Source organism: Salmonella sp. SAL04196 (assembly GCF_046550835.1).
In the GTDB taxonomy this organism is placed as follows: domain Bacteria; phylum Pseudomonadota; class Gammaproteobacteria; order Enterobacterales; family Enterobacteriaceae; genus Salmonella; species Salmonella enterica.
On record NZ_JBGDXE010000012.1, the window covers coordinates 1 to 16,267 of the forward strand.

15 protein-coding genes are annotated in these 16,267 nt (G+C 52.8%); 6 read left to right on the forward strand and 9 right to left on the reverse strand.

The window, feature by feature from the left end:
- The first annotated feature begins 331 nt into the window (after window positions 1-331).
- Window positions 332-787, forward strand: coding sequence for a DUF4385 domain-containing protein (locus ACLJPE_RS22255; RefSeq protein WP_023232867.1), 456 nt, complete (start codon window positions 332-334; stop codon window positions 785-787).
- Between the two features lie 103 nt (window positions 788-890).
- A complete protein-coding gene (locus tag ACLJPE_RS22260) occupies window positions 891-2,192 on the forward strand; it encodes an MFS transporter (RefSeq protein WP_000807818.1) in 1,302 nt (433 codons plus the stop codon).
- Here the strand turns inward: ACLJPE_RS22260 and ACLJPE_RS22265 are convergent.
- The 5 genes from ACLJPE_RS22265 to trxC form a co-directional block, all read right to left on the reverse strand.
- Window positions 2,189-2,512, reverse strand: coding sequence for a YfiM family lipoprotein (locus tag ACLJPE_RS22265; protein WP_001264473.1), 324 nt, complete (start codon window positions 2,510-2,512; stop codon window positions 2,189-2,191). The two genes, ACLJPE_RS22260 and ACLJPE_RS22265, sit on opposite strands and share 4 nt — an antisense overlap.
- A gap of 44 nt (window positions 2,513-2,556) precedes the next feature.
- Window positions 2,557-3,912, reverse strand: coding sequence for a CDP-diacylglycerol--serine O-phosphatidyltransferase (pssA, locus tag ACLJPE_RS22270; RefSeq protein ID WP_000949286.1), 1,356 nt, complete (start codon window positions 3,910-3,912; stop codon window positions 2,557-2,559).
- Between the two features lie 114 nt (window positions 3,913-4,026).
- A complete protein-coding gene (gene pat / locus ACLJPE_RS22275) occupies window positions 4,027-6,687 on the reverse strand; it encodes a protein lysine acetyltransferase (RefSeq protein ID WP_031602231.1) in 2,661 nt (886 codons plus the stop codon).
- Window positions 6,688-6,740: 53 nt separating this feature from the next.
- The gene (gene tapT / locus ACLJPE_RS22280; protein WP_000183642.1) at window positions 6,741-7,421 is read right to left on the reverse strand and encodes a tRNA-uridine aminocarboxypropyltransferase; all 681 of its coding nucleotides are present in this window, start codon (window positions 7,419-7,421) and stop codon (window positions 6,741-6,743) included.
- A gap of 72 nt (window positions 7,422-7,493) precedes the next feature.
- Window positions 7,494-7,913 (reverse strand): thioredoxin TrxC, encoded by a 420-nt coding sequence (gene trxC, locus ACLJPE_RS22285; RefSeq protein ID WP_001098732.1) that lies wholly within the window; start codon window positions 7,911-7,913, stop codon window positions 7,494-7,496.
- 203 nt (window positions 7,914-8,116) lie between these two features.
- Here trxC and ACLJPE_RS22290 point away from each other — a divergent pair, with 203 nt between their 5' ends.
- Complete coding sequence (locus ACLJPE_RS22290; RefSeq protein WP_023208136.1) at window positions 8,117-9,154, forward strand: tRNA/rRNA methyltransferase; 1,038 nt, start codon at window positions 8,117-8,119, stop codon at window positions 9,152-9,154.
- Between the two features lie 115 nt (window positions 9,155-9,269).
- Here ACLJPE_RS22290 and ung read toward each other — a convergent pair whose 3' ends face one another.
- On the reverse strand, window positions 9,270-9,959 hold the full coding sequence (gene ung / locus ACLJPE_RS22295) for a uracil-DNA glycosylase (RefSeq protein WP_000179978.1): 690 nt from the start codon (window positions 9,957-9,959) through the stop codon (window positions 9,270-9,272).
- A 318-nt stretch (window positions 9,960-10,277) separates the two neighbouring features.
- On the opposite strand from ung, the gene grcA reads away from it, so the two are divergent.
- Window positions 10,278-10,661, forward strand: coding sequence for an autonomous glycyl radical cofactor GrcA (gene grcA / locus ACLJPE_RS22300; protein WP_000627811.1), 384 nt, complete (start codon window positions 10,278-10,280; stop codon window positions 10,659-10,661).
- Between the two features lie 61 nt (window positions 10,662-10,722).
- Here the strand turns inward: grcA and eamB are convergent, their stop codons facing one another.
- Window positions 10,723-11,310 (reverse strand): cysteine/O-acetylserine transporter, encoded by a 588-nt coding sequence (eamB, locus tag ACLJPE_RS22305; protein ID WP_000188414.1) that lies wholly within the window; start codon window positions 11,308-11,310, stop codon window positions 10,723-10,725.
- Window positions 11,311-11,412: 102 nt separating this feature from the next.
- On the opposite strand from eamB, the gene ACLJPE_RS22310 reads away from it, so the two are divergent.
- Window positions 11,413-12,312 carry a LysR family transcriptional regulator gene (locus ACLJPE_RS22310; protein WP_077917722.1) on the forward strand — a complete coding sequence of 300 codons (900 nt, stop codon included), beginning with the start codon at window positions 11,413-11,415 and terminating at the stop codon, window positions 12,310-12,312.
- Between the two features lie 17 nt (window positions 12,313-12,329).
- Here the strand turns inward: ACLJPE_RS22310 and srmB are convergent, their stop codons facing one another.
- Entirely contained in the window at window positions 12,330-13,664 is a 1,335-nt protein-coding gene (gene srmB / locus ACLJPE_RS22315) for an ATP-dependent RNA helicase SrmB (protein WP_000219174.1), read from the reverse strand.
- 129 nt (window positions 13,665-13,793) lie between these two features.
- Here srmB and trmN point away from each other — a divergent pair, with 129 nt between their 5' ends.
- On the forward strand, window positions 13,794-14,531 hold the full coding sequence (trmN, locus tag ACLJPE_RS22320) for a tRNA(1)(Val) (adenine(37)-N(6))-methyltransferase TrmN (RefSeq protein WP_000083343.1): 738 nt from the start codon (window positions 13,794-13,796) through the stop codon (window positions 14,529-14,531).
- Here trmN and nadB read toward each other — a convergent pair.
- Window positions 14,516-16,138: an L-aspartate oxidase gene (gene nadB, locus ACLJPE_RS22325; protein WP_000989186.1), complete on the reverse strand. Its 1,623-nt coding sequence runs from the start codon at window positions 16,136-16,138 to the stop codon at window positions 14,516-14,518. The genes trmN and nadB overlap by 16 nt on opposite strands.
- Window positions 16,139-16,267 lie beyond the last annotated feature (129 nt).

The window sequence follows — 16,267 nt, forward strand, 5'->3', positions numbered from 1 at the left end:
GAACTCAGAAGTGAAACGCCGTAGCGCCGATGGTAGTGTGGGGTCTCCCCATGCGAGAGTAGGGAACTGCCAGGCATTAAATAAGTGAAGAAGCCCATCCTGACGGATGGGCTTTTTTGCGTGTGCGGTAACTGTAAAATCGTAGGCCTGATAAGCGCAGCGCCATCAGGCAACCGGCACCGCCGGATGGCCGCTCCGCCTTATCCGGCCTACAGCAATTATCCCGCCTACGAAGTTGGTGCTCTTGTAGAACCGATAAGGGCAAAACCCACCCAATCGTTAACGATGAACTATCCTTTACACGTGCTTATATAAGCAGTGAGGATTTTCATTGGCTATCAAACCTTTTAACTACCAGCAGGACTTTTCCAGCATTGACTTCCGCCAGCAGCCTGAATTGTATCAGGTTGGACGAGGAGAGCAGGGGGTACTACTGGTTGAACCCTACAAAAGCGAAATTCTTCCTTTCTGGCGCTATAAAGATGAAGCATCGGCGATGAAATCCGCAGAACAGATCTACCAGTTGTTCGAAGCTTACCGGCAGCAGGATGATTTCGTTGGTATGGACATGGCGCGTAAATTTATTCAGATGGGATACACCCGCGCCAGGCGATACGCTAACTATAAAGGCGGTAAAAAGTATGCCGAAGACGGCATCCTGAATACACGGGGTAATGATCCTATTAAGGCCGCGGCGGCAACGGTTTTCAAAGGTTGGTGGGATAAAATTCGTCAGGACGAAGACTATCTGAAACGGAAACGCCAGCATCAGGCACGGTGGGGATAAAAATTAGCAAACAAATAATTAACACTTTATTTACTTTTTGGTCTCGCGTAATCTGAATCTCCAAAATAAAAGGCCGATTAAGCCTGGCAACAAGGAGAACAGTATGGCAGAAATTATTCAGCGTATAGATAAAAACAACGCTGAGGCTCCGGAGATGCGGCGACGCATATGGGCTATCGTGGGGGCATCTTCCGGAAACTTAGTGGAATGGTTTGATTTCTACGTCTACTCTTTCTGCTCGCTCTATTTTGCACATATCTTCTTTCCTTCTGGTAATACCACCACTCAGCTTTTGCAAACGGCAGGCGTCTTTGCCGCCGGTTTTTTAATGCGACCTATCGGTGGTTGGCTGTTTGGACGCATTGCCGATCGACGCGGGCGCAAAGCCTCAATGTTGATTTCGGTGTGCATGATGTGCATGGGGTCGCTGGTGATTGCCTGCTTACCTGGTTACGATACCATCGGCACCTGGGCACCGGCGCTGCTACTTATTGCAAGGTTATTTCAGGGGCTCTCGGTAGGGGGAGAGTATGGGACCAGCGCGACATATATGAGTGAAGTTGCGCTTGAAGGTCGTAAGGGATTTTTCGCCTCGTTTCAGTACGTTACGCTTATCGGTGGCCAACTACTGGCATTGCTGGTCGTTGTGATTTTGCAGCAGGTTCTGGAGGATGCTGAGCTTCGTGCCTGGGGATGGCGTATTCCCTTTGCGCTGGGCGCCGTGCTGGCAGTTGTGGCGTTATGGCTACGTCGCCAGCTGGATGAAACCTCGAAGCATGAGACTCGCGCGTTAAAAGAAGCCGGTTCATTGAAAGGTTTGTGGCGTAATCGCAAAGCCTTTTTGATGGTGCTTGGTTTCACCGCGGCAGGCTCGCTGTGCTTTTATACCTTCACCACCTATATGCAGAAATATCTGGTAAATACAGCAGGTATGCATGCCAATGTCGCCAGCGGCATTATGACGGTCGCGCTGTGTGTTTTCATGTTGGTGCAGCCGTTATTCGGCGCGTTATCCGATAAGATTGGCAGGCGCACTTCTATGCTATGTTTTGGCGCGCTCGCGACGCTTTTCACCGTTCCAATTCTCTCCGCGTTGCAGAATGTGACGTCGCCTTATGCCGCATTTGCTTTAGTGATGTGCGCGCTATTGATTGTGAGTTTCTATACCTCGATTAGCGGGATCCTGAAAGCGGAGATGTTTCCGGCGCAGGTTCGCGCCCTGGGCGTCGGTTTATCCTATGCGGTAGCAAACGCGTTATTTGGCGGCTCTGCGGAATATGTCGCGCTGTCGCTAAAATCTGTCGGTATGGAGAGTTCGTTCTTCTGGTATGTTACCGCGATGGCCGTTCTGGCTTTCCTGGTTTCGCTGATGTTGCACCGTAAAGGAAAGGGCTTGCGCCTTTAGTATCGCGCCATTTGCCAGATAGCGTAACCGGTTGTCGCGCCAGCGACATCCCAGACAAAATCTTTCCAGCTCCAGCCGCTGCCTTCCGGGCGGCTGTCCCAGAGTTCTTTTGAGGCTCCGAGACTCAAAGAAAACATCAGCCCTATCGCTGCGCTGCGGTCAGGGCTTACTCCCTGGTGACGCGCATACTCATTACCGGCTGCCGATAGCATCGCTGATGCCATAAAATGCTGGGCTTTATCCTGACCGCTCCAGTGGTCGTTAGCCAGATGGCTGCACCCGGAGAGAAACAACACCGTAAAAGGAATCAACACGCGCACCAGTTCACTCCTAAGAGAAAACCCCGTACAGGACGGGGCTTCGATTACAGGATACGGCTAATTAATCTGTCGATGCGGATCCGGCGCAGGCGGCGAATCAGTTTACGCACTTTTATCGGATAGTCGGCAATGCTCTGCAGGTCACGATAATGTTTTACGATGGTTGTGTGCGTTCGGATAAGTTCCAGCTCTTTTTCCCGCTGAGGGGCAAGCTCCTGCTTAGGATCGTGGATCAGAATGGCGTTTTCCAGATCCAGACGCCAGGCGCGGGGATTCAGATTGTTGCCGGTGAGTAGCATCCATTTATCATCTACCCACATCCCTTTCAGATGATAGGTATTGTCGTCATCTTTCCACAGACGCACCACAAGCTGATCGGTATTGACGTAATACTGTAAACGGCTCAGGAAGCGGCGCAGGTTAATCTCATAGAGATAGGGCAGCGCGCCAATGATCTTGAACGGTTCATCTTCCGGAATGTAAAAATCATTCGCGGTTTTATCGCCAACAATGATTTCGACTTTCTTTCCGTCGCGCAGTAGCTGAATAATATTCCGCACCAGCACCGCTGGTAGATTGAAATAAGGGGTACAAATGGTGAGCTTATGCTCCGCACAGGGCATGAGATGGAAAATGGTTTTGTTCAGCAGACTGGATTTTCCAAGCCCGACCAGCGGCGTAACGGAGAGTTGCTCGTCATTAGCGTCACCCTGAAAATGATATGACGCATCCCGCAGCTCCTGACGGTATAAGCGGATATCGTTTTTAATCTCCGGGCTTTTCGGACGCTGGGTATTATCCAGACGATTCACACCACGGCCATTCATCAGATTTTGCGTCACCCAGTCAAACATGATGTCTGCCATTTGCCGATTGCGAATCAGCTGGTAGCGATCGTAGCGATATTTGTCATGCTGATGGAGATAGACATCGTTCAGGCTGGCGCCGCTGTACAGGACGCTATCATCAATGATAAAGCCTTTAAAATGCAGTACGCCAAGCGCTTCTCGCGTATTAATCGGTACGCCGTAAACCGGGACATCAATGCCGGGGTTTTCCTGCGCCAGTCGGCAATACCAGTCTGCATTGGTATTCGAGGCTGCTGCGCCAATGCGCCCGCGTTGCGCGCGATGCCAGTCGACCAGCACCCTCACGTCCAGTTCAGGACGCTGCCGTTTAGCCGCATAGAGCGCGTCGAGTATACCTTTACCCCCATCGTCCTGTTCCAGATACAGGGCAACGATACAAATACGCTGCGTCGCGCTGGCGATTTTCTCCAGCAGTGTCTCCCGAAAAGTAGCAGGAGTATAAAAGAAATCTACATCATCAACTGACTGAGAAATCTTAGGGAGTTGGGCAAGGTGTTGTTGATGTTTATTACGCTTAAATTTTGACAACATCACAGTGCATTTCTTCTCTGTTCATTGAAGGGTCCTCTGTGCTATGCAGACGACATAAGCGAGCAATAATAACATCAGTACCCGTTAAAGTGGTCAACATTTCCAGTACATTACTCACGATTCATCACATTTGGCCAGATTCAGCGTCAATCCCACGATGCCCTCTTCGAGCTGGATATCGACCTGAAATCCCAGTTTTCTGGCCAACGCGACCATGCCGCGATTGTTCGGCATCGTAATACCGTTCAGCCGCTTCAATCCGTGATCGCGAGTATAGGCAATCAATTTCTCCATTAAACGGCGTCCTAAACCCAACCCTTTGAGATCTGAACGCACCAATACGGCAAATTCGGCATCTACGTTGTCAGGATCGGAGATCGCGCGCGTTACGCCGAGGATCTCTTCAGCGTTGTCCATCCGCCTCACGGCCACAAAGGCCATTTCTCGATCGTAGTCGATCTGCGTCATGTTGGCTAAATCTTCATGGGTGAATTCGTTGATCTCGCTGAAATAACGGTAGTAAAGATCCTCTTTGGTGACCTGGGCGATGAATTGTCGCAGTTGGGGCTCATCTTCCGGCAGGATCGGACGGAACAGGCAGCGATCGCCGTTTTTCATCTCCACCCACTCTTCGAGCTGGTGGGGATAGGGGCGTACCGCAAGTCGACTTTCGTTATCGCCATCAAACGGGGCAATATCCAGCGTCAGATCCAGCGCGGTAAACTCACTGGCGGAAGCCAGCAGCGGATGGATATCCAGACGCTGAATTTCCGGGCAGTCGACAATCAGGTTTGAAACCTGGACCAGCAGCTGGCTTAAACCGACAATATCCAGCGGACGCAGCGCGCTACGGGCGCGAATTTTCCGCTGTTTAATGCCCTGAATCACCAGATAGCGCGCCAGATTCATGTTGAGCGGCGGCAGCGCGACGACCGCCTGCTCTTCCGGACGCCACTCTACACCGCCTTCACCCAACATAATCAAAGGACCAAACACCGGATCGTGCTCGACCACCACACGCAGCTCCTGCGCGCCGGCGCGGTTAGCCATACTTTGTACCAGCAAACCGTGAATCCGCGCCTGCGGCCAGGCCATCTTTACACGATCGAAAATGGCGTTTGCGGCCTGTTGTACCTCGCTTGCGGTCCGCAGGTAAAGCATGACCCCCTGAACTTCAGATTTATGCGGAATGTCAGGCGAGCGCAGCTTGAGAGCTACCGGATAGCCTATCTGTTCGGCGATATGCACCGCTTCAGCGCTGTCGCTGGCAATCCAGGTTGGGAGCGTATGCAGCCCATAGGCGTGTAAAATCGGCTGTACTTCATGGGTGTCTAGTGAGGTGGCGCCTTCCGCAATCGCCCGCTGTAACAGATTATGCGCCTCAGCGGTATTGGACGTCAGGTTACTCGGCAACGCTGGCGTTTCTCGCAGTTGCTTCTGGTTACGCCGGTATTCCACCATATGCATAAACGCGGTAATCGTGCCTTCCGGCGTGCGGTAGGTTGGTAACCCGGCTTCGCTGAATAGCCGTCTTGCCTCCTGAGACGAGAACTCGCCGCACCAGTTTGTCAGCAACGTAACAAACTTGCCTCTGGGGTGGCGCTTAATCGTCTCGATCAGAGCATGGGCGCTTTCCGTACCCGGCGCGGCAGCGCTGGGAGAGTGGATAACCATAAGCGCGTCAAAATCCTGACTGGCGAGCAGGATATCCAGCGTTTTGACGTAATGTTCGCTGCTGGCGTCATCACACAGATCCAGCGGATTGGCAATATCAATGTGCGCGGGAAGCGCCTGCCGTAGTTGCAGGCAGGTCTCTTCGCTCAACGTCGCCAGCTTGCCGTTACGCGACCACAACTCATCTAACGCCAGCGCGGCAGGCGCGGCGCCATTGCTGATGATCATCAGTCTGTCGCCGCGTAGCGGACGCATATGGCTCAGTGTTTCGACGGCGGAAAAAAGCTCGTGCGTATCCTGGACTCGCAGCAGGCCTGCGCGCTGGATGGCCGCATCCCACGCAGGGTCCATTCCCGCGCTGGTATTAAGTAAACGCTGGGCTGCCGGGCTTCGGCCGCTTTTAATCACCAGAATCGGTTTGTTACGTGAAGCGCTACGGGCGGCGGAAACAAAACGGCGGGCGTCGCTTAACTGTTCCAGATAGAGCAAAATTGCGCTGGTCTTGCTATCGCGCGCCAGATAATCCAGTAGTTCATCGACATCAATATCCAGGCTATCGCCCAGCGCGATAAAGTAGGAAAAGCCCATTTCACGCTGTTGCGCCCAGTCAAGAATAGTATTGGAAACGGCGGCAGACTGGGAAATAAAAGCGAGCTTGCCCTGTTTAATCGGGACGGGAGAAAAGCTGGCATTCAGCCCTTGCCACGGCGCGAGGAGCCCAAGACTGTTTGGACCCAGCAGACGCATTTTATAATGCCGGGCACAGGCAAGAAGTTCTTCATGTTGCGACGTGGGAGCAGAAAGGATAATGCACGTTTTACACCCTTTCGCGCCAAGCGCGTCCAGTAACGCCAGGTTACGGCTGGCGTTAGTGCATAAAATAGCCAGATCGGGAGTAAAAGGAAGACTGGCGATATCCGGCCAGGCCATGACGCCTAAAACGGCTTTCCAGGCGGGCGTCACGGGAAGGACGGGGCCATTGAATCCGCCCGCCAACAAGTTACGCATCATCAGGTAACCCGCGCGGTGGGGCTTCATTGATGCGCCAATCACCGCGATCGATTTTGGTCGCAGTAGCGCTTCCAGTCCTTGCTGGCTCATACCGGTTTCCCTTACACAGAAGTGACCGGATAATTTTAAACGCTTTCGCTATTTTATGCTGTGACGTTTCCCGGATGTTGCGTTTTTCCTGCCAGATAGCGCGTTTTAAAACGGGTAAAATGTTCACCTAAACTGGTTGCCGCCTCGGTATCTCCCGCCAGATCTAACAACGCTATGGCGACTTCGGCGGTACAATATTGCCCTTCGGCATGGATTTCACGCAGACGATAAGCTGAAAGACGCGATAAATCGACGGAAATGACCGGCAGATGATCCAGATAAGGGCTTTTACGAAACATTTTACGTGCTTCGGGCCAGGTGCCGTCCAGCATAATAAACAGCGGCGGTTTCCCGGCGGGCGGGGTGGAAATGACCTCGCGCGCTTCGCCGGCGTAGGACGCAGGAAAGACCACTATCGGTTGATAATCCGGATGCTGTACCAGCTCCAGCAACGCCTGCGGCGGCTCGGTACGCGACCACTGAAACGCCGCGGTATCCGGCAAAATATCGGCTATCAGCCGGCCGGTATTGCTGGGTTTCATCGGTTCAGTGTCAAACATGACCAGACAAAAACGGCTTTTCGCCTGAGAAGGCGTTAACGTATCACACAGGCAAGATTTTAGCGGCAGCAGGCAGCGTTGACAGCGGCGAACCCGATTTCCTCTGGCAAGAAAAGGGCGTGTAGCGCGCGCAAGCCGTTCGGCGCGTAACTGAAGGACAGCGTTATTGGTCATAGAAAGCGTTTGCGGAGAAAAACGCTATTGTGGCAGAGGTGAAAACGGGGCACAAGATGCGCCCCGTGGCGTTTACAGCGCTTCGTTCAGCCAGCTGTCGAAAGGCGCTTTAGGCACTGCGCCATTAAGCATATCGACCACCTGTCCATGTTTAAAAATCATAATCGTCGGGATGCTGCGAATACCGAAACGGGCGCTGAGTTCCCGTTCCGCCTCGGTATTTACTTTGACGAAACGGACTTTACCGCTGCGCTCTTCTGCGACATCCTCGAAGATTGGCGCAAAGTTACGGCAAGGGCCGCACCAGGGGGCCCAAAAGTCGATCACCACTGGAAGATCGTCCTTCAACAGTTTGTCCAGCGTTTCGCCGGTCGCATTAATGACTTCTCCGTCAAACAACTCATGACCGCAGCGTCCACATTTTGCCGCGTCCTGAAGCCGATCGTCGGGGATGCGGTTAATGGCCTGACAATGGGTACAAACGGTGTTCATAGCTAACCTCTGAATACGTCGGAAGACGTCCCGCTACGCGCGGGATGTTTCTATAATGTTACATATTATCGAGGAGTCTGTGCTAAACAACAATGTGTTTTATTCAATGAGTACAATAGTCGCAAGCTTTTAAACGAAATCATGGCTAACCGGATGCACATCGGGTAATCTTCGCGCTTCGCGCAGCGCTGGTGGAGAAAAGCATGAACGATGAATTAAAAAACAAAAGCGGCAAAGTCAAAGTGATGTATGTCCGTAGTGATGATGACTCTGATAAACGCACCCATAACCCGCGTACCGGGAAAGGGGGAGGCCGCCCAGCAAAGTCTCGCACTGACGGTGGACGTCGCCCCGCCCGTGATGAGCGAAATAATCAGAGCCGTGACCGTAAACATGAAACTTCGCCGTGGCGCACCGTGTCCCGCGCGCCAGGCGATGAAACGCCTGAAAAAGTCGATCATGGTGGTATTAGCGGTAAAAGTTTTATCGACCCTGAAGTTTTGCGTCGCCAGCGTGCGGAAGAGACACGCGTCTACGGTGAAAACGCCTGCCAGGCGTTATTTCAGAGCCGCCCGGATGCTATCGTTCGCGCCTGGTTTATCCAAAGCGTAACGCCGCGCTTTAAAGAAGCCCTGCGCTGGATGGCGGCGAATCGTAAAGCCTACCATGTGGTGGATGAAGCCGAACTGGCAAAAGCGTCCGGGACTGAGCACCACGGTGGCGTGTGTTTCCTGATTAAAAAGCGTAACGGTACGACCGTTAAGCAATGGGTAAAGCAGGCGGCGGATCAAGACTGCGTGCTGGCGTTGGAAGATGTCGCTAACCCGCATAATCTGGGCGGCATGATGCGTAGCTGCGCGCACTTCGGCGTGAAGGGCGTGGTGGTACAGGATGCGGCGTTGCTGGAGTCCGGCGCGGCGATTCGTACTGCGGAAGGCGGGGCGGAGCATGTCCAGCCGATCACTGGTGAAAGCATTGTTGACGTACTGGATGATTTTCGTCAGGCGGGGTACACCGTGGTGACGACGTCCAGCGATCGCGGTCAGGTGCTCTTTAGTACGACCCTGCCGGAAAAGATGGTGCTGGTCTTAGGCCGTGAATATGACTTCCTGCCGGAAGCGGCGCGCGAACCCGGCGATCTGTGCGTGAAAATTAACGGCACCGGGAACGTGGAAAGCCTGAATGTGTCGGTTGCGACAGGCGTACTCCTCGCCGAGTGGTGGCGACAGAATAAAGCGTAAGGGCTGCAGCCCGGTGACGCAACGCGCGCCGGGCCGATTATGTACTTCCTACCGCCCGGTCAGACAAGGCGCTTTCGCGCCGTTATCCGGGCGATAAAACGGCGAGTCGCCAACGTTATTCACTCTCAGCCGGTAATACTGGCGTCCAGTCGATAGTTTTCTCGCCGTGTTGTTCCAGCCATTGGTTCGTTAGCGCAAAATGGTTACAGCCAAAAAATCCGCGGTGCGCAGAGAGTGGCGAGGGATGCGGGGCTTTCAGAATATGGTGGCGCTGTGGATCAATAATCGCGCCTTTCTTCTGGGCGTGCGAGCCCCACAGCAAGAAGACGACCCCTTCGCGGTGTTGGTTAATCAGGCTTATCACTTTATCCGTAAAAGTTTCCCACCCCAGGCTGGCATGAGAGTGCGCCTGGCCTGCCCGTACCGTGAGCACCGTATTCAGTAACAGTACGCCCTGGCGCGCCCAGCTTTCCAGATAACCGTGCGCGGGGCGAACAAAGCCGGGAATGGAGGCTTCCAGCTCTTTGTACATATTCACTAATGACGGCGGGGGAGCGATCCCAGGACGCACGGAAAACGCCAGACCATGTGCCTGGCCGGGGCCGTGGTAAGGATCTTGTCCCAGGATCACCACCTTAACGTCGCCCAGTTCCGTGAAGCGAAAGGCGTTAAACACATCTTTTTGCGGCGGGTAGACCGTGATACCCGACTGACGCTCGCCAGCAACAGTGTGAAGCGTATTGATAAAGTAAGGTTGCTGTTTCTCATCAGCCAGCACATCGTGCCAGGTTAACTCAGTCGCCATCTCGCTCTCCTGCGAATTTACAGTTCCCTTAGCTTAACTGCTTCTTTCTGCAGTGCAAAATCCTGCGTGCTACAAAAACGGTTACCTACAAAAGATAGTTGAAAATTTATGTAAAAAGTTTATAGGTCTGAATGGTGTAAGTTGATGTAAAACAATAAATTCCCTTCATCACCCTTTTTATGGTGTGGTTTTTATTGATTTAAATCAAAGAATGAAGGGTGATCGAAGGGTATATATACACTCAAGCAACAATGGTTTTACCAATTGGCCGGGATTAGGCCGACCGAAATCAAATAATTTTGCCTGGGGAGGCATCACATGATTACAGGTATCCAGATTACTAAAGCCGCTAACGACGACCTGCTGAATTCCTTCTGGCTGCTGGACAGCGAAAAAGGCGAAGCGCGCTGCATCGTTGCAAAATCCGGCTTTGCTGAAGATGAAGTTGTGGCTGTCAGCAAACTGGGCGAGATTGAATACCGTGAAATTCCGATGGAAGTTAAACCGGAAGTACGCGTTGAAGGCGGTCAGCATCTGAACGTTAACGTTCTGCGTCGTGAAACTCTGGAAGACGCGGTTAAGCATCCGGAAAAATACCCGCAGCTGACTATTCGTGTTTCTGGTTATGCGGTGCGTTTTAACTCCCTGACGCCGGAACAGCAGCGCGACGTTATCGCTCGTACCTTTACCGAAAGCCTGTAAGGCTTATCCGGTAATAACAAGCGGAAGAGGCCGGGCCTTTTCCGCTTTTGTTTTATTTGGGTCAGTAAAAAATCCGCACCGCGCAGTACACCAGCAGTAACGCCAGAATGATATTTAACTGGCGACCATAATGGCGAAACGCCCGCTGAAACAGATGTCCCGCCAGCGCCCAGCACACATTACCGAACGTGCCGATCAATGCCAGCAATATACTGACGCCGATGACCCAATTCAGCGCCTGCGTTTGCGGTAAAACAAATGTAGACAGAGCGGTAATGCCGTACAGAATAATTTTGACGTTCACAAACTGCAGGCCAAAGCTTACCCAAAAGCCAACCGGTTTTGGTCTGGCGTTCTCATCCGCCGCTGGACTGGTGGCAATTTTCCACGCCAGCCACAGGATATACGCAGCCCCCACCCAACTGAGTAAATGAATGATTGCCGGATCGATAACCGCAAGGGAAAACGCGATCCCGGCGCACAGCAGCATAACGACCAAAAATCCCAGACTCATACCTGCCAGTACACGAATACTCTGCCGAAAACCATGTGCAGTTGCTGCGCTAAGCGCGAGAATATTGTTTGGCCCGGGGGTAAGGGCGGTGATTAATGTATAAGTCCAGAAAGCGCTTAAAAGCATCGGTGTCACTTGTCATCTCCTCTGTTTTAGCAGACAGTACCCGATATGAAATATTTAAAAAAATGAATGTTTTTTAATTCTGAATTCGATATTTTCGATAGGTTGGTGGTTATGGATCTGCGTCGGTTTATTACGCTGAAAACGGTAGTGGAAGAGGGCTCGTTTCTGCGGGCTTCGCAAAAGCTGTGCTGTACTCAGTCGACGGTAACTTTTCATATTCAACAGCTTGAACGTGAGTTTTCCCTGCAACTGTTCGAGAAAATAGGGCGCCGAATGTGCCTGACCAATGAGGGGAAAAAGCTGATGCCGCATATCCATGAACTGACGCGTGTGATGGAGTCGATTCGTGAAGCCGCAAGACAGGATGCGGAACCCGGCGGAGAGCTGCGCGTGGCGACAGGTGAAACCTTACTGGCGTACAAAATGCCGCAGGTTTTACAACGTTTTAAGCTGCGAGCGCCGAATGTCAGATTGTCGCTACAGTCGCTGAATTGCTATGTAATACGTGATGCGTTGCTGAATGACGAGGTCGATCTGGGCGTTTTTTATCGCGTAGGTAATGATGATGCGCTCACGATGCAGCAACTGGGGGAGCAGTCGCTGGCGCTGGTGGCCTCTCCACTGCTACAGGATGCTGATTTTACGCAGCCAGATCAGCATATTCCCTGTAGCTTCATCATCAATGAACCGCAATGTGTCTTCCGCCAGCTGTTTGAAAGTACGCTACGGCAGAGGCGGATTACGCTGGAAAACACCATTGAACTGTGGAGTATTGAAAGCATTAAACAGTGTGTGGCTGCTAACCTGGGCATCAGCTTTTTACCACGTTTTACCGTTGAACGAGAACTTAGTACCGGTCAGTTGAAAGAGCTGCCGTTTGGCGCGCCGTCGCTATCGATCATGGCGCTGTGCGCCCATCATGCCGGGAAAGCGGTCAGCCCGGCAATGCATATATTTATGCAGTGTATGGAGGCGTGTTTTACCGTGGAAGATAAAAAAATGCCGGGTTAACGAACCCGGCATTATCATCACTCTTCGCTGGATTGCTCCTGCATCTTCGTACCGCTTGGCTTGCGGCGCTTACCGATATTTTTTGTATCGCGGTGACGTTTCTTCACGCGCGGCTTCTCTTTTTCTTTCTCTTTTTTCTTCTCGGCGCGTTTCGCCAGCACTTTTTTCGACGGTTTGCCGGTCAGCTTTTCGCTGGGCGCACGCGTGGTCGGGCGAAGCTCATCAATGACGCGCGCTTTTAGCGGCTCTTCGATGTAGCGACCGATTTTCAGCAGCAACAGATGGTCGTGGGCTTCTACCAGCGAGATTGCAGTGCCTTTGCGGCCAGCACGGCCTGTACGACCAATGCGATGCAGATAGGTATCGCCACTGCGCGGCATGTCGAAGTTAATGACGTGGCTAACGTCAGGAATATCAATCCCGCGTGCCGCGACGTCAGTCGCGACCAGCACGTTAACGCGACCGTCGGTGAGACGCTTAATACCTTCGTTACGTTTGATCTGTGCCATCTCGCCTTCAAGATAGCAATTGTTGATCCCTGCCAGACGCAGCGTTTCAGCCAGTTCATGGACGCGTTCACGTTTACGTACAAACACGATAGAACGGGTTGCATCGTCTTGTTTTAGCAGGTGCTTCAACAGCGCAACTTTATGTTCGAAATTGTCGGCACGGTAGTACCACTGGTGAATTTTCTTACGCTCGCGGGTTGACGGATTGGCGGAAACCTCAACCGGGTCTTCCAGCAGGCGCTCAGCAAAATCTTTAATCGCATCGCCTTCCAGCGTGGCGGAGAACAGCATCGTCTGTTTACGCCAGCGGGTCTCACCAGCGATATGTTCAATGTCCTGAGCGAAGCCCATGTCGAGCATCCGGTCAGCTTCGTCAAGAATCAGTGTTTCAACCGCCCGGCAGTCAAAGTTCTCTTCTTTTATATATTGCAGCAGACGGCCCGTCGTGGCGACCACGATATCCTGGTTTTCGCTAAACACTTCAGCATGGTTCATATAGGCCACGCCGCCGGTAATCGTGGCGATATCCAGATGAGTATGCTTAGCCAGTTCACGAGCGTGATCGGCAACCTGCATTGCCAGTTCGCGGGTTGGCGTCAGGATCAGAATGCGCGGCGGCCCCGATTTTTTACGCGGAAAGTCGAGCAGGTGCTGCAACGCCGGCAGCAGATATGCCGCCGTTTTACCGGTGCCTGTCGGCGCAGAACCGAGTACATCACGGCCATCGAGCGCAGGCGGAATGGCGGCAGCCTGAATGGCGGTCGGGCGAGTGAAACCTTTATCCTGGAGGGCATCCAGCAGGCTTTCGTCGAGTTCAAGTTCGGAAAAAGTCGTTACAGTCATGTTCTACCTCTGTGTGGGGCGCTGATTATAGACGTTACGGCCGCAATCTTCATCTGTTTGTATGGATATCCCTTCTCAGGTATTGTTTTCACTCGGCGCTGTCGCCGTTTTTTGCAAGGTTGTTTTTACATGTCTCAGTCTGGCTCCGTTCTTCGTCGTAACGGATTTACGTTTAAACAGTTTTTTGTCGCACACGATCGGTGTGCGATGAAAGTGGGAACTGACGGTATTTTACTCGGGGCGTGGGCACCGGTCGCGGATGTAAAGCGAATTCTGGATATCGGTACTGGAAGCGGTCTACTGGCGTTAATGCTGGCGCAGCGGACGGATGACAATGTGCCTATTGACGCCGTGGAACTGGATGCCGGGGCTGCCATGCAAGCGCAGGAAAACGTTGCTCACTCTCCCTGGCCGCATCGAATAACGGTGCATACTGACGATATTCAGCGTTGGGCGCCTCGCCAGACGGTACGCTTTGATCTTATTATCAGCAACCCGCCTTATTACGAACCCGGTGTGGAATGCGCCACGCCGCAGCGGGAGCAGGCGCGTTACACCGCTACGCTGGATCACCAGACGTTATTGGCTATTGCGGCGGATTGTATTACCGAAGACGGCTTTTTTTGCGTAGTCTTGCCGGAACAAATAGGTAACGCTTTTACACAGCAAGCGCTCAACATGGGATGGCATTTGCGATTACGTACTGACGTTGCGGAAAACGAAGCGCGCTTGCCGCACCGGGTTTTGCTCGCATTCTCCCCGCAAGCCGGAGAGTGCTTTAGCGACAGATTAGTGATTCGCGGGTCAGACCAGCATTATTCTGAAAGTTATACGGCGCTGACCCAGGCATTTTATCTGTTTATGTGAGGCGTTAACGGCGAAAGGATCGATGGGCCTGATTCAGCCAGTTGTTGCGGATAATCCAGCGTAAAGTGCAGCCCCCGGCTCTCTTTACGCATCATCGCGCAACGCACAATCAGTTCGGCCACTTGCACCAGATTGCGCAGCTCCAGTAAATTATTCGAGACGCGAAAGTTGGCGTAATACTCGTCAATCTCTTGTTGCAACATAGTAATACGCCGTAGGGCGCGCTCCAGCCGTTTCGTCGTGCGCACAATGCCCACATAGTCCCACATCAGCAGGCGCAGTTCATGCCAGTTATGCTGAATCACCACCCGCTCATCGGCGTTCTCCACGCGACTTTCATCCCAGGCGGGAAGGGCGTCAACGCTGTGGACAGAAGGCATTCGCCTGTCGATATCCATTGCTGCGGACCAGCCGTACACTAAGCATTCCAGCAACGAGTTGGACGCCATACGGTTAGCGCCGTGCAGACCGGTGTAACTGACTTCGCCAATGGCATATAAGCCGTCTACATCGGTACGACCATAATCATCGACGACCACGCCGCCGCAGGTATAGTGCGCGGCAGGAACAACGGGAATCGGTTCTTTGGTTAAATCCATCCCCAAATCGAGCAGTTTCGCATAGATCATCGGGAAGTGTTGGCGGACAAAATCGTCAGGCTTGTGGCTGATATCGAGAAACATACAGTCTGCGCCGAGTCGTTTCATCTCATGGTCAATAGCGCGGGCGACAATATCGCGCGGCGCCAGTTCCCCGCGTTCGTCAACGTCCGGCATAAACCGTGAACCGTCCGGACGTTTAAGGTATGCGCCTTCGCCGCGCAGCGCTTCGGTAAGGAGAAAATTACGCGCCTGCGGGTGATAAAGGGCGGTGGGATGAAACTGGTTAAATTCCAGATTAGCGACCCGACAGCCCGCGCGCCAGGCCATCGCGATACCGTCGCCGGAGGAAATATCCGGGTTAGTGGTATATTGATACACCTTTGAGGCGCCGCCGGTCGCCAGCACCACCGACTTCGCATGACAGGTTTCAACCCACTCTTTATTGCGATTCCAGATCCAGGCGCCGACGACCCGGCGAGGCCCTGGCAGACCCATTTTATCGGAGATAATTAAATCAACGGCGTTGCTGCGTTCCAGCACCTGAATATTAGGATGATTTTGCGCCCGACTGACCAACGTGGTTTCGACTTCCTTTCCGGTAGCGTCAGCGGCATGAAGGATACGGCGATGGCTATGGCCGCCTTCACGCGTGAGATGATAGCTCTCCTTGCCGTTTGGCTGGACATGCGTATCAAACAGCACGCCCTGATCGATAAGCCACTGCACGCAGGTACGAGCGTTGCTGGCGACAAACTCCACCGCGTGGCGATCGCAAATTCCGGCGCCGGCAATCAGCGTATCTTCGACATGCGACGCAATACTGTCGGTTTCATCAAACACGGCGGCAATACCGCCCTGCGCATAAAACGTGGAGCCCTCGCTCACCGGCCCTTTACTCAGGACGATAACCTTATGTTTTTCAGCCAGACGCAGCGCCAGCGAGAGTCCGGCCGCGCCGCTGCCGATAATTAACACATCACAGGACAGTTCAGGAGTTGTCATCATGGTTTTTGTTTAATTTACTAAACACGGTTGCGGCAGATTAGCACTATATGGCGCTAAAAAGCACGTGATGATTTCGCTGGTGTTGTGCTTATTAAACATAAAATAAAAATACGGCGAGAGATAAACGGC

Excerpts from the sequence above, each read along its gene's own strand:
- ACLJPE_RS22260 (WP_000807818.1), top strand. The coding sequence starts at position 891 with ATGGCAGAAATTATTCAGCGTATAGATAAAAACAACGCTGAGGCTCCG.
- pssA (WP_000949286.1), bottom strand. The coding sequence starts at position 3,912 with ATGTTGTCAAAATTTAAGCGTAATAAACATCAACAACACCTTGCCCAA.
- pat (WP_031602231.1), bottom strand. The coding sequence starts at position 6,687 with ATGAGCCAGCAAGGACTGGAAGCGCTACTGCGACCAAAATCGATCGCG.
- tapT (WP_000183642.1), bottom strand. The coding sequence starts at position 7,421 with ATGACCAATAACGCTGTCCTTCAGTTACGCGCCGAACGGCTTGCGCGC.
- trxC (WP_001098732.1), bottom strand. The coding sequence starts at position 7,913 with ATGAACACCGTTTGTACCCATTGTCAGGCCATTAACCGCATCCCCGAC.
- ACLJPE_RS22290 (WP_023208136.1), top strand. The coding sequence starts at position 8,117 with ATGAACGATGAATTAAAAAACAAAAGCGGCAAAGTCAAAGTGATGTAT.
- ung (WP_000179978.1), bottom strand. The coding sequence starts at position 9,959 with ATGGCGACTGAGTTAACCTGGCACGATGTGCTGGCTGATGAGAAACAG.
- grcA (WP_000627811.1), top strand. The coding sequence starts at position 10,278 with ATGATTACAGGTATCCAGATTACTAAAGCCGCTAACGACGACCTGCTG.
- ACLJPE_RS22310 (WP_077917722.1), top strand. The coding sequence starts at position 11,413 with ATGGATCTGCGTCGGTTTATTACGCTGAAAACGGTAGTGGAAGAGGGC.
- srmB (WP_000219174.1), bottom strand. The coding sequence starts at position 13,664 with ATGACTGTAACGACTTTTTCCGAACTTGAACTCGACGAAAGCCTGCTG.
- trmN (WP_000083343.1), top strand. The coding sequence starts at position 13,794 with ATGTCTCAGTCTGGCTCCGTTCTTCGTCGTAACGGATTTACGTTTAAA.
- nadB (WP_000989186.1), bottom strand. The coding sequence starts at position 16,138 with ATGATGACAACTCCTGAACTGTCCTGTGATGTGTTAATTATCGGCAGC.